Here is a 19,194-nt window from a genome sequence, read left to right as displayed (position 1 = left end):
AGCGACATGGTGAAAGCGGTCAACACCCGGTCGGTCGACCAGGAACTCGTGAAGGGCCCCGTAGACAAGGCGATGGAGGTGCTCGATGCGCTCGTCCAGCCCGGCGGACCTCACCGGCTGGGAGAGATCGCACGCCGCACCGGACTGACCAAGCCGACCGTCCACCGGCACCTGCGGACCATGGCGGAGTACGGCTTCGCGGAGCCCGCGGAGGGCGGCAGCTACCGTCCGGGGCCCCGACTGCTGGGCCTGGCGGCGGCGGCCCTGAGCGACAGCCGGGTGCTGGAGCTGACCAGGCCCGCCCTCGCCGACCTGCGCCGGCGCACCGGCCATGTCGCGTTCTACGCGGTGCGCCACGCGTCGGACGCCGTGTACCTGGAGCAGTCGGAGCCGGCCCGCGAGTACCGGATGGGCACCCGGCCCGGCCACCGGGCGCCGCTCCACACCTGCGGCGTGGGGCTCGCCATGCTCTCCGCGCTGCCCGCCGGGGAGGCCGAGGCCGTCGTGGACGCGCCGGACCTGGAGGCGCGCACGCCGAGCACGCCCACCGACCCCGCCGTACTGCGGACGGTGCTCGCGCGGGCCGCGCTGTGCGGCTACGCCGTGGACGACGAGTACGACGAGCCGGACGTGCGGTCGGTGGCGGCTCCGGTGCTGGACGCGGAGGGCCGGGCCGTGGGTGCCATCGGCATCGCGGGACTGACCTTCACCCTCGACCCCGGCAGTGTGGAGGTGTTCGGGCCGATGGTGCGGGCCGCCGCGCGCACCGTGTCCGCCGGGCTCGGCGCACGCACCCCCGTACTCGGCGTGGTGGACACGGTACGGGGAGGCGAGGAGGCGTGAGCGCCCTGGCCGAACTGCTCACCGAAGGACGGGAACAGCGGATCTTCTCCGGCGCCGCCTGGTCCGTCGGGGGCCCCGAGGGGCCGCTGGACCGGGGCTCGGTCGGCACCCGTGGCTGGGACGGACCGCCGCTGGACGGCGACGACGTGTGGGACCTCGCCTCGGTCACCAAGCCGATCGCCGGACTCGTGGTCATGGCGCTCGTCGAACGCGGCGCGCTCGGCCTCGACGACACCGTGGGCGCGCACCTTCCGGACTACCGGGGCGGCGACAAGGAGGAGCTGACGGTACGTCAACTCCTCACGCACACCTCGGGGATACCCGGCCAGGTGCCGCTGTACCGCGATCACCCCACCCGTGCGGCGCTGCTGGAGGCGGTACGGCTGCTGCCGTTGACCGCGGAGCCCGGCACCCGGGTCCAGTACTCCTCGCAGGGGTTCATCGTCCTCGGCCTGATCGCCGAGGCGGCGGCCGGGGAGCCGCTGGACGCGCTGGTGGAGCGGCTGGTGTGCGCGCCGCTCGGCCTGCGCGACACCGTCTTCCGGCCGGACGCCGGGCGCCGGGCGCGGGCGGTGGCCACCGAGGACTGCCCCTGGCGCGGCCGCCGGGTGGTGGGCGAGGTCCACGACGAGAACGCGGTGGTGCTCGGCGGGGTCGGCGGGCACGCGGGCCTGTTCTCCACCCTCGCGGACATGGAACGGCTGGGCGCCGCCCTCGCGGCCGGCGGCCGGGGCCTGATGCGGCCCGACACCTTGGCCCTGATGACGGCCGCCCACACGGACGGCCTGGCGCTGCGGCGCGCTCTGGCCTGGCAGGGCCGCGACCCGGTCGGCTCCCCCGCCGGGGAGGTGTTCGGCCCGGAGTCTTACGGCCACACGGGCTTCACCGGCACCAGCCTGTGGGTCGACCCGGCCGCGCGGCGCTACGCCGTGCTGCTCACCAACCGGGTGCACCCGACGAGGACGGGCGACGGGATCGTCGGCCTGCGCCGGGCGTTCCACGACGCGGCCGCCGTGCTGCCCCCGGTGGCCGCCGGGGCTCGCCACGGTGTGGAATGAGCCGGTGAACTCCTCCGCACCGGGCGCCGAGCGCCCCGAACGCGCCCGCCCCGCCGCCCAGAGCCTCACCGGTGTCGGCCTCGCCGTCCTCGACCCCGCCGGACGGGTGCTGCTGGGCCTCGGTCACGACGGACGCTGGGAGCTGCCCGGCGGCAAGGTCGACGCGGGCGAGGACTTCGAGACGGCCGCCGCCCGGGAGTTGGCGGAGGAGACCGGACTCGTCGCGGCTCCCGCGGCGGTGCGGGTGCTGGCCGTGCTCGTCGACGGCGTGGGCGGGCTGACCCGGGTGACCGCCGCGGCCGTCACCGAACGGGCGGCCGGTACGCCGCGGGTCACCGAGCCCGACAAGATCGAGCGCTGGGAGTGGTTCGCCCGCGAGTCGGTCCCGTCCGCGCTGTTCCCGCCGTCCGCCTCGGTCCTGGACTGCCTGTGGCCCGGGGCGGAGCGGCGTGGTGCGGACGGAGTCCGGCACTATGCCGTGGCCGCTCCCGCCGTGAACGGCGGCACGAGCCGGGGCGGGCGCGCCGCGTCGCGGTAGGTCCGGCCGTGGCGACGGAAGGCGGCCCCGCGTTCTTCCGCCGCGCACATTGACATGAACGCGCCCCGGCGCAACGCTGAGAGCGCTCTCAGAATCGGTACGGACCAATTCCCCCACACCCGCACGGAGGTGGAGAGTGCTTTCCCGACTCAGACACCGTCTGCTCGCCGTGGCCGCGGCCGCAGGCCTGACCGGTGCCCTGCTCTCGTTCGCAGCCGCACCGCCCGCGGACGCCGCGGTGCCCGCCACCATCCCCCTGAAGATCACCAACAACTCCGCCCGCGGCGACGCCGTCCACATCTACAACCTGGGCACCTCGCTGACGACCGGTCAGCAGGGCTGGGCGGACGAGAACGGAACCTTCCACGCCTGGCCCGCCGGCGGCAATCCCCCCACTCCCGCACCGGACGCGTCCATCCCCGGACCGGCCGCGGGACAGACCAAGACCATCCGGATCCCGAAGCTGTCGGGACGCATCTACTTCTCCTACGGCCAGAAGCTGGATTTCCGGCTCACCACGGGCGGCCTGGTCCAGCCCGCCGTGCAGAACCCCAGCGACCCCAACCGCAACATCCTCTTCAACTGGTCCGAGTACACGCTCAACGACGGCGGGCTGTGGCTGAACAGCACCCAGGTCGACATGTTCTCCGCGCCCTACTCCGTCGGCGTGCAGCGCGCCGACGGCGGCGTGACCAGCGCCGGACAGCTCAAGGCCGGTGGCTACCGCGGGGTGTTCGACGCGCTGCGGGCCCAGCCGGGCTGGGGCGGGCTGATCCAGACCCGGCCCGACGGCACCGTACTGCGGGCGCTGGCACCCCTGTACGGGGTGGAGACGGGGGCGCTGCCCGCGTCGGTCATGGACGACTACATCAACCGGGTCTGGCAGAAGTACGCGACGACCACCCTCACCGTCACGCCCTTCGGCGACCGTCCGGACACCAAGTACTTCGGACGCGTCTCGGGCAACGTCATGAACTTCACCAACACCTCCGGCGCGGTCGTCACCAGCTTCCAGAAGCCCGACGCCTCCAGCGTCTTCGGCTGCCACCGACTGCTGGACGCGCCCAACGACCAGGTGCGCGGCCCGATCTCCCGCACCCTGTGCGCGGGCTTCAACCGCTCGACGCTGCTGACCAACCCCAACCAGCCCGACCCCTCGGCGGCGGACTTCTACCGGGACCCGGTGACCAACCACTACGCCCGGATCATCCACGAGCGCATGGCCGACGGGAAGGCGTACGCGTTCGCCTTCGACGACGTCGGCAACCACGAGTCACTGGTGCACGACGGCAACCCGGCCGAGGCCAGGCTCACGCTCGCCCCGCTCGACTGAGCCGGCGGCGGGTGCGCGTCCGCCCCCGTCCTCGGCCGGTACGGTGGAGGACGGGGGCGGAACATCGGTGCGGCACCCGGCGGGGCGGGCTGTCGGGTACCGCACCGGCCCGGTCAGGCGCCGGGCAGTACGCCGGTGCGGGCGACCTCGGAGTACCAGCGGGCGCTCGCCTTGGGGATGCGGGTGCCGGTCGGGTAGTCGACGTAGACCGCACCGAAGCGCTTGCTGTAGCCGTGGGCCCACTCGAAGTTGTCCAGCAGGGACCACAGGAAGTAGCCGCGCACGTCCGAGCCGTCCAGGATGGCCTGGTGCACGGCGGCCAGGTGACCGCGGACGTAGGCGATCCGGGCGGGGTCGTTGACCTTCCCCTCGGGATCGGCGTAGTCGTCGAAGGCGGCGCCGTTCTCGGTGATGACCAGCGGCAGCCGCGGGAAGTCGGCGGACAGCCGGCGCAGCAGGTCGTACAGGCCGGTGGGGTCGACGGCCCAGCCCATGGCGGTGGTGTCGCCGGGCGGCTGGTGGAAGGCGACCCGGTCGGCTCCCGGCCAGGGGCTGTGGGGGCTGTTGCCGTGCCCGTCGGAGGTGTGGGCGCCGCTGCCGTCGGTCTCGGAGACGACGGTGGGCGTGTAGTAGTTGACGCCGAGGAAGTCCAGCGGCTGGTTGGCCTGGCGCAGGTCGCCGTCCTGCACGAAGGACCAGTCGGTCAGCGCGGCGGTGTCCTTCAGCAGGTCCTCGGGGTAGGCCCCGTTCAGCATCGGGCCGGTGAAGACCCGGTTGGCCAGGGCGTCGATCCGGCGGGCCGCGTCGGCGTCGCCCTCGCTTTCGGTGAGCGGGCGGACGTGGTGGATGTTGAGGGTGACCGACACCTGGGCGTCGGCGCGGACCCGCTCGCGCAGCGCCTGGACGGCCAGACCGTGCGCCAGGTTGAGGTGGTGGGCGGCGCGCAGCGCGGCGACCGGGTCGGTGCGGCCCGGCGCGTGCACGCCGGAGCCGTAGCCGAGGAAGGCGCTGCACCAGGGCTCGTTGAGGGTGGTCCAGGTCTTCACCCGGTCGCCGAGGGCGTCGGCGGCCAGGGCCGCGTACTCGGCGAACCGCTCGGCGGTGGCGCGCTCGGGCCAGCCGCCGGCGTCCTCCAGTTCCTGGGGCAGGTCCCAGTGGTAGAGGGTGGCGACGGGCTGGATGCCCTTCTCCAGCAGCTCGTCCACCAGCCGCCGGTAGAAGTCCAGGCCCTTCTGTACGGCGGGGCCGCGGCCGGTGGGCTGGATCCGGGGCCAGGCGAGGGAGAAGCGGTAGGCGCCCAGGCCGAGTTCGGCCATGAGGGCGACGTCCTGGCTCCGGCGGTGGTAGTGGTCGGTGGCGACGTCACCGGTGTCACCGTTGCGGACCCGGCCGGGGGTGCGGGCGTAGGTGTCCCAGATGGACGGGGTGCGTCCGTCCTCCGCGGCGGCCCCCTCGATCTGGTAGGAGGCGGTCGCGGAGCCCCAGAGGAAGTTCCTCGGGAAGGTGCGGGCGGCGTCCGGGGCGGACGGGGTCTGCTGTGCTGCGGTGACCACGTAAGTCCTTTCGGGTGGGGGTGCTTGGGGTGGCGGGCGGGCGGGGCGGCGGGTCAGCCCTTGACGGCTCCCGCCATGATGCCGCTGACGATCTGGCGGCCGAAGACGATGAACATCGCCAGCAGCGGCAGGGTGCCGAGCAGCGCGCCGGCCATGATCAGCGACTGGTCGCGCACGTAGCCCGCGCTGAGCTGGGTGAGCGCGACGGGGACCGTCGGGTTGGTCATGTCGAGGACCACGAACGGCCAGAAGAAGTCGTTCCACGCGTGCACGAACGTGATCATGAACAGGACGGCCATCGCGGGGCGCGCGATGGGCAGCACGATGCTGAAGAAGATCCTGAGCGAGTGCGCCCCGTCCACGCGTCCGGCCTCGACGAGCTCGTCCGGCAGCGCCTCCGTCAGGTACTGCCGCATGAAGAACACGCCGACCGCGCTCACCAGCGTCGGGAAGATGACGGCGGGCAGCTGCTGCGACCAGCCGAGGTCGGCCATCATCATGAACAGCGGCACGACGGCGAGCTGCGGCGGCACCATCATGGTGCCGATCACCAGCATGAGCAGGGCGTTGCGCCCCTTGAACCGCAGCTTGGCGAAGGCGAACCCGGCGAGCGTCGCGAACAGCACCGTGGACAGGGCGATCACCCCGGCCACGATGAGGCTGTTGACCATGGCCTTGCCCATCGCCGCCTCGTCCCAGGCCCGGGCGAGGTTGCTGAACAGGTTGGGACCGGGCAGGAACGGGGGCGGCGTCTGGCTGACCCGGGTGTTGTCGGTGGACGCGGCCACCATGGTCCAGTACAGCGGGAAGATCGACAGGATCGCCATGATGGCGAGCAGCACGTAGGCGAGCGGGCCGGCGTGGTGCTGGCGGCCGGCGCGCTGGCGCAGCAGCCGGCGGCCACCGCGGCCGGCCGGTTTCGCGGCGGAGGTCCGGGCCGGGGCGTCGGTCCGGGCCGGGAGACTTTGGGTGGTCATCGCGACTCCAGGTCAGGACGTGCGGGAGCGCAGGCGCTTGATGACGCGCTGCACGACGAAGACGAGGACCAGCAGCATGAACATCGCCCAGGCGACGGTCGCCGAGCGGCCCATCTGGTAGTTCTTCCAGCCCTCCTCGTACAGGAGCAGGCCCAGCGTCTGGTACTGGTTGTCCGCGCCGCCGGTGACACCGTTGGGCCCCTGGCCGAAGATCAGCGGCTCGCCGAAGAGCTGGGTGGCGCCGATCGTGGAGAGCACGATGGTGAAGACGATGGTGGAGCGGATTCCGGGAATGGTGACGTGGATGAACTGCTTCCACCGCGAGGCGCCGTCGAGGGAGGCCGCCTCGTAGCGGTCGGCGGGGATGGCCTGCATCGCGGCCAGGTAGAGCAGCGCGTTGTAGCCGGTCCAGCGCCAGATGACGATGGTGGAGATCGCGACCTGGGCGGGCCACTTGTCGGCCTCCCAGTCCACCGGGTCGATCCCGACCGAGCCGAGCGCCCAGTTGATCATGCCGAAGTCGCGCTCGAAGATCATGGTGAAGACGAGGGCGGCCGCGGCGACCGAGGTGGCGTAGGGGACCAGGGAGGCGACCCGGAAGAACAGCGAGGCGCGCATCCGGTAGTTGAGCAGGTGCGCCATGCCGAGCGCCATCATCAGCTGCGGCACCGTGGAGATGACGCCGATGGTGATCGTGTTCTGCACCGCGTTCCAGAACCGCGAGTCGCCCCACAGCTCGACGTAGTTGTCGAACGCCACCCACTCCATGACATCGAGGGTGGCCAGCTCCACGTCGTGCAGGGAGATCCACGAGGTGTAGATCAGCGGGTAGAAGCTGAACGCGGCGAAGATGATGAAGAACGGCGCGACGAACGCGTACGGGGCGCCCTTGATGTCGAGCCGGTGCCAGAGCGCGCCGCGCCGCCGGGCGGTGCCCTCGCCGCCCGGGCGGGGAGAGGGCCGCGGAGGCTCGTCCCCGGCCAGGGCCTTGGTGGTGGAGGTGGCCACCGGACTTCCTTCCTGAGAGCGGATGTGTGAGCCGGGCGCCGGGCCCGCCGGCCAGGACCTGGTCCTGGACGCGGGCGGGCCCGGTCGGCCTCGGGAGCGGAGAGTCAGCCGACCGCCTTCTCGATGCGCTCCCCGGTGGTCTTCCACGCCTCGTCACGCTTGGCGTCGCCCTGCTCGATCAGGGCCAGGCCCTGGGAGAAGGTGTCCTTGATCGTGCCGTCCTTGCGGCCGAGGACCTGCTTGTCCGGGATCTCCTGGGCGGCGGCCCCGAAGATCTGTCCGATCGGCGCGCCGCTGAAGTACTCGGACTTGGCGTTCTTCACCTCGGGGCTGTCCAGTGCCTCGCGGGAGGACGGGATGTTGCCGATCTCCTTGAAGATGTGCGCCTGCTGCTCGGGCGCGGTCAGCCAGGCGACGAGCTTCTTGGCCTCCTCCTTCACCGGGCTCTGCTCGACCACGCCGAGGAAGGAGCCGCCCCAGTTCGCGCCCTTGGGGGCCTTGGCGACGTCCCACTTGCCCTTGTTCGCGTCGCCGGCCTTCTCACTGATGTGGCTGAGCATCCAGGCCGGGCACACCGCGGTGGCGAAGGTGCCGTTGGCCAGGCCGGGGTCCCAACCCGGCTGGAACTGGCGGAGCTTGGCCGTCAGGCCGTCCTCGGCCGCGTCGGCGGAGAGGTTCCAGGCCTCCTTGACGGCCGGGTTGGTCTCGTAGATCAGCTCGCCGTTCTCGTCGTAGTACTGCTCGGGGTAGCCGTAGACCATGGCGTTGAACAGGCCGCTGGCCGCGTCCATGTAGGCCACGTCGCCGTCCTTGAAGCCCTTCTTGAAGGTGCGGCCGACCTCGACGTACTTGTTCCAGTCGCCCGCCCACAGCTTGGCGACCTCTTCGCGGTCGGTGGGCAGCCCCGCCTTCTCGAAGTAGTCCTTGCGGTAGCAGACGGCCATCGGGCCGATGTCGGTGCCCAGGCCCAGCACCTTGCCGTCCTTGGTGCTGATCTGGGACTCCTTCCACGGCAGGAAGTGGTCGGTGCCCGGCACGTCGGAGAAGTCCGCGAACTTGTCGGCCTGGGTCTCGGTGATCTCCTTGGCCCGGCCGATCTCGATGCCCTGGATGTCCTTCAGGCCCTTGCCCGCGGCGAGCCTGGTCTGCAGGGCGGTGTAGTACGTCTGCTCGTCACCGGCTATCTCGGCCTTGATGTCGACGTTGGGGTTCTCCTTCTCGTACTGCTCGAGAAGGCCGGTCTCCTTGATGCCCATCACCCCGTACATGCCCATGGTGATGGTGACCTTGCCGTCCTTCTTGCCACCACCGGTGGCCGAGTCGTCACCGCTGCTGCAGCCGACGACGAGCGCGAGAGCGCCGACGGCCGCGGCCGTCGCCACCGCCTTTCTGCGCAACGAACCGAGAGTGCCCATGGATCTCCTCCTAGCGACGGCGCTGACACATCGGAGTGACGAGTTCTGCGATGACTACTGCGATGGCTACAGCGGCTACAGCGATGAAAGACAGCGGCTCGAACAATGGGTGGGAACGTGCCCAATTTTGGTGGGCACGTTCCCACCGGCGACTCGAAGACTCGTGGGAAGGAGGCCGGTCTGTCAATAACTTGAAAGCAACTTGTCGCAACCGACCCTGCGCCGCGTTCGCCTCCCGGAGACCCGGGGGTGCTCCGCCGGCCCTGGCGTCTGTCAGAATTGCCGCAGGTCACCTCCGCGGCAGGCAGCGCCGCCGCGGCCGCCGAGGGGGGAGTACATGACCGGCAACCGCCGTCCAACGATCAAAACGGTCGCCGCCCGCGCCGGCGTGGGCCGCACCACGGTCTCCCGTGTCGTCAACGGCTCGGAGCTGGTCAGTGCCGATGCCCGCGAGAGGGTGCTTGCGGCGATCAAGGAACTGAACTACGTTCCCAACTCGGTCGCCCGCGGCCTGGTCACCAACCGCACCAACGCCGTGGCCCTGGTGATCCCGGAGTCGGAGAGCCGGCTCGGCTCGGAGCCGTTCTTCGCCGCGCTGATCCGCGGGGTCAGCGGCGCCCTCGCCGAGAGCCGCACCCAGTTGCAGCTCATGCTCGTCCGCGACCAGGCCGAGCGGGACCAGTTGACCGCGTCGGTCGCGACCCGCCGGGTGGACGGCGTGCTGCTGGTCTCGGTGCACTCCGAGGACCGGCTGCCCGGCATGCTCGAGGAGATGGGCCTGCCCACGGTGCTCGCCGGCCGCCGCGACGCGGGCGAGCGGCTGAGCTACGTCAACTCCGACAACGCCGGCGGGGCCGCCGCCGCGGTGCGGCATCTGCTGGGCGGCGGACGGCGCCGGGTCGCCACCATCACCGGGCCGCTGGACATGGACGTCGGCCGCAGCAGGCTCGCCGGCTGGCGCGCCGCACACCTGGAGGCGGAGGTGCCCGCGGAGGAACTCCTCGTCGAGGCGGGCGACTTCACCGAGGAGGGCGGTGCGAGCGCCATGCGTTTGCTTCTTGAACGCGTCCCGGACCTGGACGCCGTTTTCGCCGCGTCCGACCTCATGGCGGTCGGTGCCCTGGCCGAACTGCGTCGGCAGAAGCGGCGGGTGCCCGGGGACGTCGCCGTCGTCGGCTTCGAGGACTCCGTCCTGGCCCGCCACACCAACCCGCCGCTGACGACGGTGCGTCAACCGGTGGAGGAGCTGGGGCGCACCATGGCCCGCATCCTCACCGACATCACGCAGCACGGTGCGCCGCGGCAGCAGAAGACGCTGCCGACGGAGCTGGTGGTGCGCGAGTCGTCGTAGGGCCTGTCCGACAATTCGGCGCAGTGGGCGAGGCCGGCCGGGGGCGGCGGCACGGGCCGGGGGTTACGGGGTCAGCACGATGCGGCCGAAGACCTCGCCCGTGTCCATCTTCCGGTGCGCCGAGGCCGCCCGCTCCAGGGGCAGCACCTCGTGCACGACGGTCTCGATCTCCCCGCGGCCCGCGGCGGCGAACTGATCGGCCCGCACGGCCCGCAGGTCGGCCTCCGGGACGGTGGCGGCACTGAAGGTGGCGAACGACATCGACTTCTGGAAGGACGCCATCAGATGGGTGCCGAAGTCCGCCGGCGGCTGCCCCGCGACGGCGCCGACGACCACCATCCTGCCGTTCGGCGCGAGCCTGGTGAAGAAGGCGGGCAGGTCGGCTCCGGCGACGATGTCCACGATGACGTCGAAGGCGCGGGGAGCGTCCGCGCCGCCCTCGCCCGAGCGGTCCAGGACATGGGTCGCGCCCAGCCCGCGCAGCCGCTCGCCGCGGGCGGCCGACGAGGTGGTGACCGCCACCGCGGTGGCACCGGCACGGGCCGCGAGCTGGACCGTCATGATGCCGATGCTGCCGGCCGCGCCGCGCACCAGCACGCGCTCGCCCGCGGTGAAGCGTGCGTGGGCGAGCCCGAAGTGCGCCACCACCCCGGCACTGCCGAGCGTCACCGCGTCCCGAGCGGACAACCCCGCGGGGAGCGGGAGGATGTCACCGGCCGGTGCGGTCGCCTGCTCCGCGTAGCCTCCTCCCACGCCCGTCTGCGCCCACACGCGCCGGCCGGTCCAGGCGGCGTCGACGCCCGCGCCGACCGCGGTCACGGTGCCCACCACCTCGCCGCCGGGCACGTGCCCCTCCTGGAATCCGTAGGCGGCGAGCGCACCGCTGCGGATGGCGACGTCGGCACCGCTCACGCCGATCGCCTCGGTCGCGACCAGTACCTGTCCCGCGGCGGGCGCGGGGGCGGGAAGGTCGACGACCTCCAGTCCCTCGGGGCCGCCGAACGTCCGGATCACCACTGCCTTCATTCGCCACTCCTTGCTCGCCGAGGCCGAGCCCCTACGCACTGAAGCCCTGCTCGCCGGACGTTAACGGACGCCGCCGTCCACTTCGCTAAAGTGAGAGTGGTGACCGATCATCTGTCTCACCCGCTGCGCTCCGACGCCCGGGACAACCGCGAGCGCATCCTCGACGCGGCCCGCGCACTGTTCGCCACCGAGGGGTTGCGGGTGCCGATGCGGGAGGTGGCCCGGCGGGCCGGTGTCGGCCCGGCCACGCTCTACCGGCGCTTCCCGACCAAGCAGGCGCTGGTCACCGAGGCGTTCACGGAGCAGTTGCGGGCCTGCCGCACCATCGTCGACGAGGGCCTGGCCCATCCCGACCCCTGGGCCGGCTTCTGCCTCGTCGTCGAGAAGACCTGCGAGCTGCACGCGCGGCACCTCGGCTTCACCGAGGCGTTCATGGCGGCCTACCCGGACGCGATGGACTTCGCCGCGGCGCGCGCGTACTCGCTGAAGTCCGCCGGTGAACTGGCCCGTCGGGCCAGGGAAGCCGGCGGTCTGCGCCCCGATTTCGTCCTGGCCGACCTCGTGCTCATGATCATGGCGAACCGGGGCATCCACGCCCAGTCGACGGCCACCCGCGTCGCGGCCTCCCGGCGCTTCGCCGCGCTGGTGATCCAGGCGTTCCGGGCCTCCCCCGAGCACGCGCCGCTCCCTCCGGTGCCGCGGCCGGCGCCCGTGTGAACCCGACTGGCCCAGTACGGGTGAGGCGAGCGTTTCCCCCCGAGCCTCCGTTCGTTGGGACGGACATGATCAAGAAGCTCGCCTGTGTCTCCGTCATGGCCACCGCTCTGCTGGTCTCCGCTCCCCTCGCCGAGGCGGCCCCCGTGCCCGGCCCGTCCGCCGGTGTTCCGGGTGGTCCGCTCCTGGACGGTCTCCTCGGTTCGCTGGAGGTGGGGCATCCGGCCACCTCCGCGCAGTCGCTCCTCCCCCGGGGCATCCTCGGCCGGTGAAACGCACGGGGCGGGAGGGGGTGGCTGCGCGGTATCACCCCCTCCGCCTCCGACGACCGGTTCGGCGTCCCGCTCCACACACCCCAGGAAAGCGGCACACGACATGTACGACCAGACGCGCGCACAGCAGCCCTCGGACCCGGACCAGCGCCGCACCGGGCGCCGTCCCGCGGCACCGGAGGCGCTGCTGCCGCCGGTGGAACGGGACGCGGTCCTGGACCGTCTCCGCAAGGCCATCAACACCTTCGCCGACGCTCCGCACGAGGCGCTGGAGGAGGCGGAGGGCGCCTTCGACGACGCCGCGGCCCATCTCGCCACCGCCCTGGCCCAGCGGCGTCGTGCCCTGCGCGAGAGGTGGCGGGAGCAGGACGCCGAGACGCATGCCGAGGAACTCCGGCTCGCCCTGCGGCAGTACCGGGAGATCACTCAGCGGCTGATCCGCATCTGACGTCGGCGTCGTTGGCGCAGCGGAAGCCGAGGTTGCCGGACGAGGAGTCCGGGGTGTTGGAGGAGCGGGCGGCGACCCGGTAGCGGTTGCAGTAGGAGTCGTGGCACAGGTAGGAGCCGCCGCGCAGCACCCGTGCCGTCCCGGTGTCGGGGCCGTGCGGGTCCGCGGCCGGCGATTCGGCGTAGTAGGTGGGCGAGAACCAGTCGGAGCACCATTCCCACACGTTGCCCGCGGTGTTCCACAGGCCGTGGCCGTTGGGCCGGTAGGACTTGACCGGCGCGGTGGTGACGTGGCCGTCCTCGGCCGTGTTGACGTGGGGGAATCGGCCCTGCCAGATGTTGCAGCGCCACCGGCCGCCCGGGGTCAGTTCGTCGCCCCAGGCGTAGCGGCGGCCGGCCAGTCCCCCGCGGGCGGCGTACTCCCATTCGGCCTCGGTGGGCAGGCGCTTGCCGGCCCAGCGCGCGTAGGCGGTGGCGTCGTTCCAGGAGACGTGGACGACCGGATGGTTCTGCCGGCCGGTGATGTCGGAGCGGGCGCCCTCGGGGCGGCGCCAGTGGGCGCCCCGCACGTTGATCCACCAGGGGGCGCCGGCGGCGTTGCCGAGGACGTCGGCGTCCGGGGCGGCGACGACCAGGTGGAAGACGGCCGAGGAGCCGAAGCGTTCGGCGTCGGTCACGTGACCGGTCGCCTTGACGAAGGCGGCGAACCGGGCGTTGGTGACGGCGGTCTCGTCGATGTGGAAGGGCCGCAGGCGCACCGGGTGCACGGGTGTCTCGCCGTCGGCCGGATATCCCTCCCCGAAGGCGTCGCCCATCGCGAACTCACCGCCCGGCAGGCGCACCTGTCCGCGGGTCGAGCGCGGGCGGGCGTCGGGCCCCGGTTCCGCGGCGAGCGCGCGGGCCGGGCCGGCCAGGGCGACGGGTGCCGTCGCGGGGGCGCAGCACGGGCGGTGAGTACGGGTCATGGGTCCTCGAATCGATCGCGTGCGTGAGCCGGGCAGGCCCTGGGCCTCAGGCCTTGTAGGTGGACTCGTCGAGACCGCTCAGGGTCGGGTCGTGGCCCACCTCGCCGACGTCGTACATCGATGTCATCCAGTGGTAGAAGTTGTCGCCGCGTTCGCGCAGGACGTCGTAGAGCCGGCGCATCATGCGGCCGCGGACCTCCGCCCGTTCCGGGTGGGCGTAGACGTTCTGCAGTTCGTCCGGGTCGGTGTGCAGGTCGTACAGCTCGTTGACGGAGTCGGGGTTGACGACGAGTTTGTACCGGTCCTCGCGCAGCATGCGCTGGGGGTAGGGGAAGTGGTGGCCGTGGAACTCGCAGACGATGTCCTCCTCCCACTCCACCGTCTCGCCCCGCACGAGGGGCAGCAGGCTGCGCGAGTCGACGGCGGGTTTCGGGTCGAGACCGGCCAGTTCGAGGATCGTGGCGGTGCAGTCGAGGAGGCTGACGAACTCGTCGCGCACCTGACCGCCGGGGGCGCCCGGGACCCGGAGCAGGCCGGGGGTGCGGTAGATGTCCTCGTACATCGCGGGGCCCTTGTCGTGCAGCCGGTGCGCGCCGGTGAACTCCCCGTGGTCGCAGGTGAAGAACACCGCGGTGTCGTCCACGAGGCCGAGCCGTTCCATGGCGTCCATGACCCGGCCGATCTGCTTGTCGATGAGGGCCACGTAGCCCCAGTAGACCGCGATGAGCTTGCGGGTCGTCTCGATGGGCATGGTGTCGAAGGTCCAGTGCGCGCTGTAGTTGCGCTGGACGGGGGGTTTGCCCTCGAAGGTCTCGGACACCGACCGCGGCAGTTCCACGTCCGCGGGGTCGACCAGGTCGAAGTACTCGTCCGGGAGGATGTACGGCAGGTGGGGTCCGAAGAAGTGCAGGGCCAGGAAGAAGGGCTGGTCGCGCTCGTGGGCGTCGGCGGCGTACCGCTCCAACTGTTCGATGGCGCGGGTGGCCAGGTAGTGCTCGAAGGTGGCCTCGACCGGCTGGTGCAGCCGGGCGGCGAGCAGGTTCCCGGGGCCGCCGTTCGGGAGGGTGCCGCGGACCCGGTCGCTGATCTCGTACGGCGGCAGTCCGCGTTCGTCGAGGTAGGCGAGGTAGTCCGGGTGGTCGACGGGGTTGTGCCAGCCGGGCAGTTCGGGGCCGTCGAAGCCGTAGTCGGCCGCGGTACGCCGGTTTCCGGCGTGCCACTTGCCAAACAGGCCGCAGTTGTAGCCGTGTTCGCGCAGCGCCCGGGAGAAGGCGAACTGGTCCTCGGCGAGGTCTTCGAGGTAGCCGACGTTGCGTTCGTGGTTGGCGAGGAGCTTGTGCCGGAAGGGTGCCTGGCCGGTCAGCAGGCTGGCGCGGGCCGGAGTGCAGATGGCGGTGGGGGTGTACCAGCGGTCGAAGCGGGTTCCGGTGGCGGCCAGTTCGTCGAGTGCGGGGGTGTGGGCCAGCGGGTTGCCGTAGGCGCCGAGCGTGTCGGTGCGGTGCTGGTCGGTCATGAGGAAGAGGATGTTCTTCCGGGACGTCCCGGACTGGACGCCCGACTCGACGCCCGACTGGGCGCCGGACAGGGCGCCGGGCTCGCTCGCTCGCGTCACTTGCCCGCTCCCGTGAAGAGGTCGCCGGTGTAGTAGGTCTTCGGGTCGGCGGGCTTCTCGAGTTTGCCGGCGTCGACGAAATAGTCGTTCATGCCCTCCAGCCACTTGACGACGGTGCCGTCCTGGGTCAGCTTGTCCAGCTCCGCCACGCTCAGCACCTTGTTGTTCGCGGCGTCCGCCTTCACCTGGTCGACGGGGATCTTCAGCTTGTCGGCGGTGAGCCGGATCGCCTCGTCGGTGTGCTCCGAGCGGAAGGTCATCGCCTCGCGCAGCACGGCCAGCACCTTCTTGGTCTTCTCCGGCTGGTCGGCCACCACCTTGTTGCCCGCGACGAAGGCGGTGGGGAAGGAGACGTCCTGTTCGAAGTCGGCGTTCTTGGCGAGTTCGACCAGGTCGGGGACCTGCTTCTTGATCGTCGCCGCGGCCGGGTACCAGAAGCCGGCGCCGTCGACCTGCTGGGAGGAGAAGGCGGAGACGATGGTGGACGGGTCCATGGGGACGACCTTCAGGTCCTCCTTGGTCATCCCGGCCTTCTCCAGGGCGAGGGAGAGGATCATGTCGCCGGAGGTGCCCTCGGGCACCGCGACGGTCTTGCCCTTGAGCTGCTGCATCGAGGTGATGCCCGGCTGGGCGAGGACCCGGTCGGAGTTGCCCAGGGTGTTGATGGCGACGACCTTGGCCTGGCCGGAGGCGGGGAGCCACATGGCGCCGGGGCCTATGTAGCCGAAGTCCAGGTTGTCCGTGCCCAGGGCCTGGATCTGGAGCGGCCCGTTGGTGAAGACCTTGGCGTCGGCGGACAGCCCGTGCTTCTTCCACAGGCCCTTGGCCTCGGCGATGGCGATCAGGCTGGCGCCGTTGAAGTCGTTGATGTATCCGAAGCGCACCTTGTCCGACGAGCCGCCGGAGGAGGAGCCGCCGCATGCGGCGAGCAGCGCCATGGCGGCCACGCCGGCGAGGGTCGTGGTGAGGCTTCTGCGGGTGAGGACGGGTGACATGGCGGTGAGTCCCTTCCGGGTCATGACGTCGGGGAGTGGGAACCGGAAAGGGCGGCGGTGCGGCCTTCCTGGTGGTAGACGGAGTGCCACACGCGGTTGCGCAGTGCGGCGAACTCGGGGCTGAGCCGGAAGGCCTCGTCGCGCTCGATGGCGGGGTCGACGTCGACGACGTCGTAGACGCGCCCGGGCCGGGCGGCCATCACGACTACGCGGTTGGCCAGGAACACGGCCTCGTCGACGTCGTGGGTGATGAACAGGACCGTGCGCTTGTCCTGGCTCCAGGTCTTCAGCAGCTGCTCCTGGAGCTTGACCCGGGTGAGCGCGTCGAGGGCGCCGAAGGGTTCGTCCATCAGCAGGATCGAGGGGTCGACGGCGTAGGCGCGGGCGATGGCGCAGCGCTGGCGCATGCCGCCGGAGAGGGTCTTGGGGAGCGCGTCGGCGAAGCGTTCCAGGCCGACCAGTTCGATGAAGTGCTCGGCCCGGGCGCGGCGTTCGCGCTTGGGCACCCCGGTGGTCCTCAGACCGAACTCGACGTTCTGACGTACCGTCAGCCAGGGAAACAGGGCGTACTGCTGGAAGATGACGCCGCGCTCGGGTCCGGGCCCCGAGACGGGTGCTCCGTCCACCAGGGCGCGGCCGGAGGTGGGTGTCTCCAGCCCGGCGAGGATGTTCATCAGGGTGCTCTTGCCGCACCCGGAGGGGCCGACGACGGTGACGAACTCGTGGTTCGCGATGTCGAGGCTCACGTCGTCCAGGGCGGTGAAGGTCTCCCGGCCCAGCGAGAAGGTCTTGGTGACGTGCTGGACGGAGATCTTGGCGGGTGTGCTGGTCATCGGCGTTCCTGCCATCGGGTGAGCCGGCGTTCGGCGAGGAGGAGGACGCGGTCCATGAGGAGACCGAGGATCCCGATCGAGATGAGCCCGACGAAGATGGTCGGGAGGTCGTAGTAGAGCTGGGCGTTCTGCATGCGGTAGCCGAGGCCCTCCTGGGCGGCGATCAGCTCCGCGGCGACCAGGGTGGCCCAGGCCGAGCCGAGTCCGACCCGCATGCCGACGAGGATGAAGGGGGTGGACGCCGGCACCACCACGCGGGCGAAGATGGTGGCGTCGCCCGCGCCCAGCACCCGGGCGGCGTTGATCAGGGTGCGGTCGACGTTCACCACGCCCTGGAAGGTGGAGATCACACAGGCCAGGAACGCGGCAAGGAAGATGACGAAGATCTTCGGCGTCTCGTCGATGCCCATGGCGACCACGGCCAGCGGGATGATCGCCAGCGGCGGGATGGTGCGGAAGAACTGGATCCAGGGCTCGATCAGTCCGCGCAGGATGCCGTACCAGCCCATCAGGAAGCCCACCGGGACGGCCACGGCCGTGCCCAGGCCGAAGCCGATGAGGACCCGGGTCAGGCTGGCGAGGGCGTCGTCGGCGAGCGTCCCGTCGCTGATCAGGGTGGCGGCGCGGTCGACGACCTCCGGCGGGGTCGGCAGCTTGAAACCGGCGGACGCGAGGGCCCACCAGAGGGCGATGCCGAGTGCGACGGACACGGCGTTCAGGACGAGGGGCAGCCCGCGCCTGCCGGAACGGGAGCGCTCCGGCGCGGACTTGGCGGCGCCCTCCGTGGTGTCCGGAGCCGCGGCGCCCTTCGCCGTGCTGTCGCCCGCTTCGGACCCGGGCGAGGACCCGGGCCCCTTCTGGGGCCGCGGGTGCCGCTGATCGGCACTCCGCTTGTCAAGGACGGACATGGGCGGCTCCTTCGGTGGCGGAGTGGGATGCATCGGAACGGCCCTTCACGTCGGCGGTTTCGGGATACCTCGCCAGGAGGGGTGAGCTGTGGAAGACCGCGGCGAGCGCGCCGATGGCGCCGTCGTCGTCGGAGAGCCGGGCGGCGGCGACGACGGGTCCCGCCGACGCGGTCGGGAAGATCTCGGCGGCGAGGGTGGCGGCGACCTGTTCCACGAGGACGGGCGCCAGCCGGGTGATCTCGCCGCCGATGACCACCTTCGCCGGGTTCAGCATCATGGTCGCGGCGCCGACCACCCGGCCCAGCGCCCCCGCGGCCTCCCGCAGTACCCGGTCCACGACCGGGTGGGCGCGGCGCACGGCGGCGGCGAGGTCGCCGAGGTTCTCCAGGCGCAGACCGAACTCCCAGCAGGCGGCGAGGATTCCGGGCACCGAGGCCACGGTCTCCAGACAGCCCCGCTTGCCGCAGCGGCAGGGGCGACCCGCCGGTTCCACGGTCACGTGCCCCAGCTCGCCGGCCAGCCCGGAGGAACCCGTCACCAGCTGGCCCCCGACGACGAGTCCGCCGCCGACGCCGTCCGACAGGCGTACGTAGACCAGGTCGGCGACGCTGTCGGCGCCGCTGATCGCCTCGGCGAGGGCGGCCAGCCGGGTGTTGTTGTCGACGATGACCGGTGCGTCGAAGCGTTCGGCGAAGGCCACGTCGACGCCCTCGGGTGCCGGGCGCAGCACGGTGGTGCCCGCGGTGGCGCGCGGCCAGGCCGCCCCCTGCGGGGCCGGGTAGGGACCGGGTACGCCGATGCCGATGCCCTGCAGCGCTCCGTAGTGGACCCCGGCCTCGCCGCTGAGCCGGTCGACCAGTTCCAGGGCCAGTTCCGTGCGGGTCGCCCAGGTGGCGGTGTCCTCGTACCGGACGGAGCCGGAGACCATGATCTCGTGCGAGGCGTCGGCGACGACGACGTGGACGCGCCGGTGTCCGAAGTCGACGCCCATGAACTGCGCCGACGCCGGGTCGAGCGCCAGCCGTTCGGCGGGCCGCCCGCTGCCCTCGCGGCGGGAGGCGTCGGTGTCGACGACCACGATGGCACCGCGTTGCAGCAGGTTGCCGGTGATCTCGGACAGGGTGGTGCGGGACAGGCCCACGACCCGGGCGATCTCGCCGCGGCTCATGGCGCCGTTCTCCTGCAGCGCACGCATGACGCGCTCTTCGTGGGTCCGCCTGACCAGTGCGTGCACTCCGCTGGGCATCTGCATGCCGGTCAAGGTAGGGAGGCTCGATTATTCCGTCAACACTCCGACAGAAAGACGCAATGAAGTGTTCACAATGCCAGGTGGGCTGCGCCCTGCG

The 19,194-nt window shown here is 71.6% G+C and carries 19 protein-coding genes; 8 read left to right on the top strand and 11 right to left on the bottom strand.

Annotated elements, in window-relative coordinates; translation table 11 throughout:
• Positions 1-6: 6 nt before the first annotated feature.
• From ACH4D3_RS11965 to ACH4D3_RS11950, 4 genes are all read left to right on the top strand, one after another.
• Positions 7-843 carry an IclR family transcriptional regulator gene (locus ACH4D3_RS11965; protein WP_398319997.1) on the top strand — a complete coding sequence of 279 codons (837 nt, stop codon included), beginning with the start codon at positions 7-9 and terminating at the stop codon, positions 841-843.
• Entirely contained in the window at positions 840-1,901 is a 1,062-nt protein-coding gene (locus ACH4D3_RS11960; RefSeq protein ID WP_398319994.1) for a serine hydrolase domain-containing protein, read from the top strand. The genes ACH4D3_RS11965 and ACH4D3_RS11960 overlap by 4 nt, the downstream gene beginning before the upstream one ends.
• 4 nt (positions 1,902-1,905) lie before the next feature.
• Complete coding sequence (locus ACH4D3_RS11955) at positions 1,906-2,439, top strand: NUDIX hydrolase (protein ID WP_398319991.1); 534 nt, start codon at positions 1,906-1,908, stop codon at positions 2,437-2,439.
• Positions 2,440-2,575: 136 nt separating this feature from the next.
• Positions 2,576-3,772 carry a glycoside hydrolase family 64 protein gene (locus tag ACH4D3_RS11950; RefSeq protein WP_398319988.1) on the top strand — a complete coding sequence of 399 codons (1,197 nt, stop codon included), beginning with the start codon at positions 2,576-2,578 and terminating at the stop codon, positions 3,770-3,772.
• A 113-nt stretch (positions 3,773-3,885) separates the two neighbouring features.
• Here ACH4D3_RS11950 and ACH4D3_RS11945 read toward each other — a convergent pair whose 3' ends face one another.
• From ACH4D3_RS11945 to ACH4D3_RS11930, 4 genes are all read right to left on the bottom strand, one after another.
• On the bottom strand, positions 3,886-5,325 hold the full coding sequence (locus tag ACH4D3_RS11945; RefSeq protein WP_398319985.1) for a GH1 family beta-glucosidase: 1,440 nt from the start codon (positions 5,323-5,325) through the stop codon (positions 3,886-3,888).
• A gap of 53 nt (positions 5,326-5,378) precedes the next feature.
• Complete coding sequence (locus ACH4D3_RS11940) at positions 5,379-6,302, bottom strand: carbohydrate ABC transporter permease (RefSeq protein WP_398319982.1); 924 nt, start codon at positions 6,300-6,302, stop codon at positions 5,379-5,381.
• A 12-nt stretch (positions 6,303-6,314) separates the two neighbouring features.
• Positions 6,315-7,310 carry a sugar ABC transporter permease gene (locus ACH4D3_RS11935; RefSeq protein ID WP_361009039.1) on the bottom strand — a complete coding sequence of 332 codons (996 nt, stop codon included), beginning with the start codon at positions 7,308-7,310 and terminating at the stop codon, positions 6,315-6,317.
• Between the two features lie 104 nt (positions 7,311-7,414).
• A complete protein-coding gene (locus ACH4D3_RS11930) occupies positions 7,415-8,725 on the bottom strand; it encodes an ABC transporter substrate-binding protein (protein WP_398319979.1) in 1,311 nt (436 codons plus the stop codon).
• A 337-nt stretch (positions 8,726-9,062) separates the two neighbouring features.
• Here ACH4D3_RS11930 and ACH4D3_RS11925 point away from each other — a divergent pair, with 337 nt between their 5' ends.
• Entirely contained in the window at positions 9,063-10,076 is a 1,014-nt protein-coding gene (locus ACH4D3_RS11925; protein ID WP_398319976.1) for a LacI family DNA-binding transcriptional regulator, read from the top strand.
• A 63-nt stretch (positions 10,077-10,139) separates the two neighbouring features.
• Here the strand turns inward: ACH4D3_RS11925 and ACH4D3_RS11920 are convergent, their stop codons facing one another.
• The gene (locus ACH4D3_RS11920; RefSeq protein ID WP_398319973.1) at positions 10,140-11,102 is read right to left on the bottom strand and encodes a zinc-binding dehydrogenase; all 963 of its coding nucleotides are present in this window, start codon (positions 11,100-11,102) and stop codon (positions 10,140-10,142) included.
• A gap of 99 nt (positions 11,103-11,201) precedes the next feature.
• Here ACH4D3_RS11920 and ACH4D3_RS11915 point away from each other — a divergent pair, with 99 nt between their 5' ends.
• The 3 genes from ACH4D3_RS11915 (at position 11,202) to ACH4D3_RS11905 (ending at position 12,536) form a co-directional block, all read left to right on the top strand.
• A complete protein-coding gene (locus ACH4D3_RS11915) occupies positions 11,202-11,819 on the top strand; it encodes a TetR/AcrR family transcriptional regulator (RefSeq protein WP_398319970.1) in 618 nt (205 codons plus the stop codon).
• A gap of 65 nt (positions 11,820-11,884) precedes the next feature.
• Positions 11,885-12,088 (top strand): hypothetical protein, encoded by a 204-nt coding sequence (locus ACH4D3_RS11910; protein WP_398319967.1) that lies wholly within the window; start codon positions 11,885-11,887, stop codon positions 12,086-12,088.
• 103 nt (positions 12,089-12,191) lie between these two features.
• Complete coding sequence (locus ACH4D3_RS11905; RefSeq protein WP_398319964.1) at positions 12,192-12,536, top strand: hypothetical protein; 345 nt, start codon at positions 12,192-12,194, stop codon at positions 12,534-12,536.
• On the opposite strand, the gene ACH4D3_RS11900 is transcribed toward ACH4D3_RS11905, so the two are convergent.
• From ACH4D3_RS11900 to ACH4D3_RS11875, 6 genes are read right to left on the bottom strand one after another with little or no spacing between them, the layout of a single operon-like run.
• Positions 12,511-13,500 carry a formylglycine-generating enzyme family protein gene (locus ACH4D3_RS11900; protein ID WP_398319961.1) on the bottom strand — a complete coding sequence of 330 codons (990 nt, stop codon included), beginning with the start codon at positions 13,498-13,500 and terminating at the stop codon, positions 12,511-12,513. The genes ACH4D3_RS11905 and ACH4D3_RS11900 overlap by 26 nt on opposite strands.
• A 46-nt stretch (positions 13,501-13,546) precedes the next feature.
• A complete protein-coding gene (locus ACH4D3_RS11895) occupies positions 13,547-15,085 on the bottom strand; it encodes a sulfatase-like hydrolase/transferase (RefSeq protein ID WP_398321091.1) in 1,539 nt (512 codons plus the stop codon).
• 23 nt (positions 15,086-15,108) lie between these two features.
• On the bottom strand, positions 15,109-16,107 hold the full coding sequence (locus tag ACH4D3_RS11890; protein WP_398319958.1) for an aliphatic sulfonate ABC transporter substrate-binding protein: 999 nt from the start codon (positions 16,105-16,107) through the stop codon (positions 15,109-15,111).
• A 20-nt stretch (positions 16,108-16,127) separates the two neighbouring features.
• On the bottom strand, positions 16,128-16,940 hold the full coding sequence (locus ACH4D3_RS11885; RefSeq protein WP_398319955.1) for an ABC transporter ATP-binding protein: 813 nt from the start codon (positions 16,938-16,940) through the stop codon (positions 16,128-16,130).
• On the bottom strand, positions 16,937-17,848 hold the full coding sequence (locus ACH4D3_RS11880) for an ABC transporter permease (protein WP_398319952.1): 912 nt from the start codon (positions 17,846-17,848) through the stop codon (positions 16,937-16,939). The genes ACH4D3_RS11885 and ACH4D3_RS11880 overlap by 4 nt, the downstream gene beginning before the upstream one ends.
• A complete protein-coding gene (locus ACH4D3_RS11875; protein WP_398319949.1) occupies positions 17,835-19,100 on the bottom strand; it encodes an ROK family transcriptional regulator in 1,266 nt (421 codons plus the stop codon). The genes ACH4D3_RS11880 and ACH4D3_RS11875 overlap by 14 nt, the downstream gene beginning before the upstream one ends.
• Positions 19,101-19,194: the final 94 nt, after the last annotated feature.

Source organism: Streptomyces sp. NPDC018026 (assembly GCF_044327745.1).
GTDB lineage: Bacteria > Actinomycetota > Actinomycetes > Streptomycetales > Streptomycetaceae > Streptomyces > Streptomyces rubrogriseus.
Note: the sequence above shows the minus strand (reverse complement) of the source record. Positions and strands in the feature narration are given on the sequence as shown.

Bases quoted from the DNA above. Each gene is read 5' to 3' on its own strand.
- ACH4D3_RS11965 (WP_398319997.1), top strand. From the start codon at position 7: ATGGTGAAAGCGGTCAACACCCGGTCGGTCGACCAGGAACTCGTGAAG.
- ACH4D3_RS11940 (WP_398319982.1), bottom strand. From the start codon at position 6,302: ATGACCACCCAAAGTCTCCCGGCCCGGACCGACGCCCCGGCCCGGACC.
- ACH4D3_RS11930 (WP_398319979.1), bottom strand. From the start codon at position 8,725: ATGGGCACTCTCGGTTCGTTGCGCAGAAAGGCGGTGGCGACGGCCGCG.
- ACH4D3_RS11925 (WP_398319976.1), top strand. From the start codon at position 9,063: ATGACCGGCAACCGCCGTCCAACGATCAAAACGGTCGCCGCCCGCGCC.
- ACH4D3_RS11920 (WP_398319973.1), bottom strand. From the start codon at position 11,102: ATGAAGGCAGTGGTGATCCGGACGTTCGGCGGCCCCGAGGGACTGGAG.
- ACH4D3_RS11910 (WP_398319967.1), top strand. From the start codon at position 11,885: ATGATCAAGAAGCTCGCCTGTGTCTCCGTCATGGCCACCGCTCTGCTG.
- ACH4D3_RS11905 (WP_398319964.1), top strand. From the start codon at position 12,192: ATGTACGACCAGACGCGCGCACAGCAGCCCTCGGACCCGGACCAGCGC.
- ACH4D3_RS11900 (WP_398319961.1), bottom strand. From the start codon at position 13,500: ATGACCCGTACTCACCGCCCGTGCTGCGCCCCCGCGACGGCACCCGTC.
- ACH4D3_RS11890 (WP_398319958.1), bottom strand. From the start codon at position 16,107: ATGTCACCCGTCCTCACCCGCAGAAGCCTCACCACGACCCTCGCCGGC.
- ACH4D3_RS11885 (WP_398319955.1), bottom strand. From the start codon at position 16,940: ATGACCAGCACACCCGCCAAGATCTCCGTCCAGCACGTCACCAAGACC.
- ACH4D3_RS11880 (WP_398319952.1), bottom strand. From the start codon at position 17,848: ATGTCCGTCCTTGACAAGCGGAGTGCCGATCAGCGGCACCCGCGGCCC.
- ACH4D3_RS11875 (WP_398319949.1), bottom strand. From the start codon at position 19,100: ATGCAGATGCCCAGCGGAGTGCACGCACTGGTCAGGCGGACCCACGAA.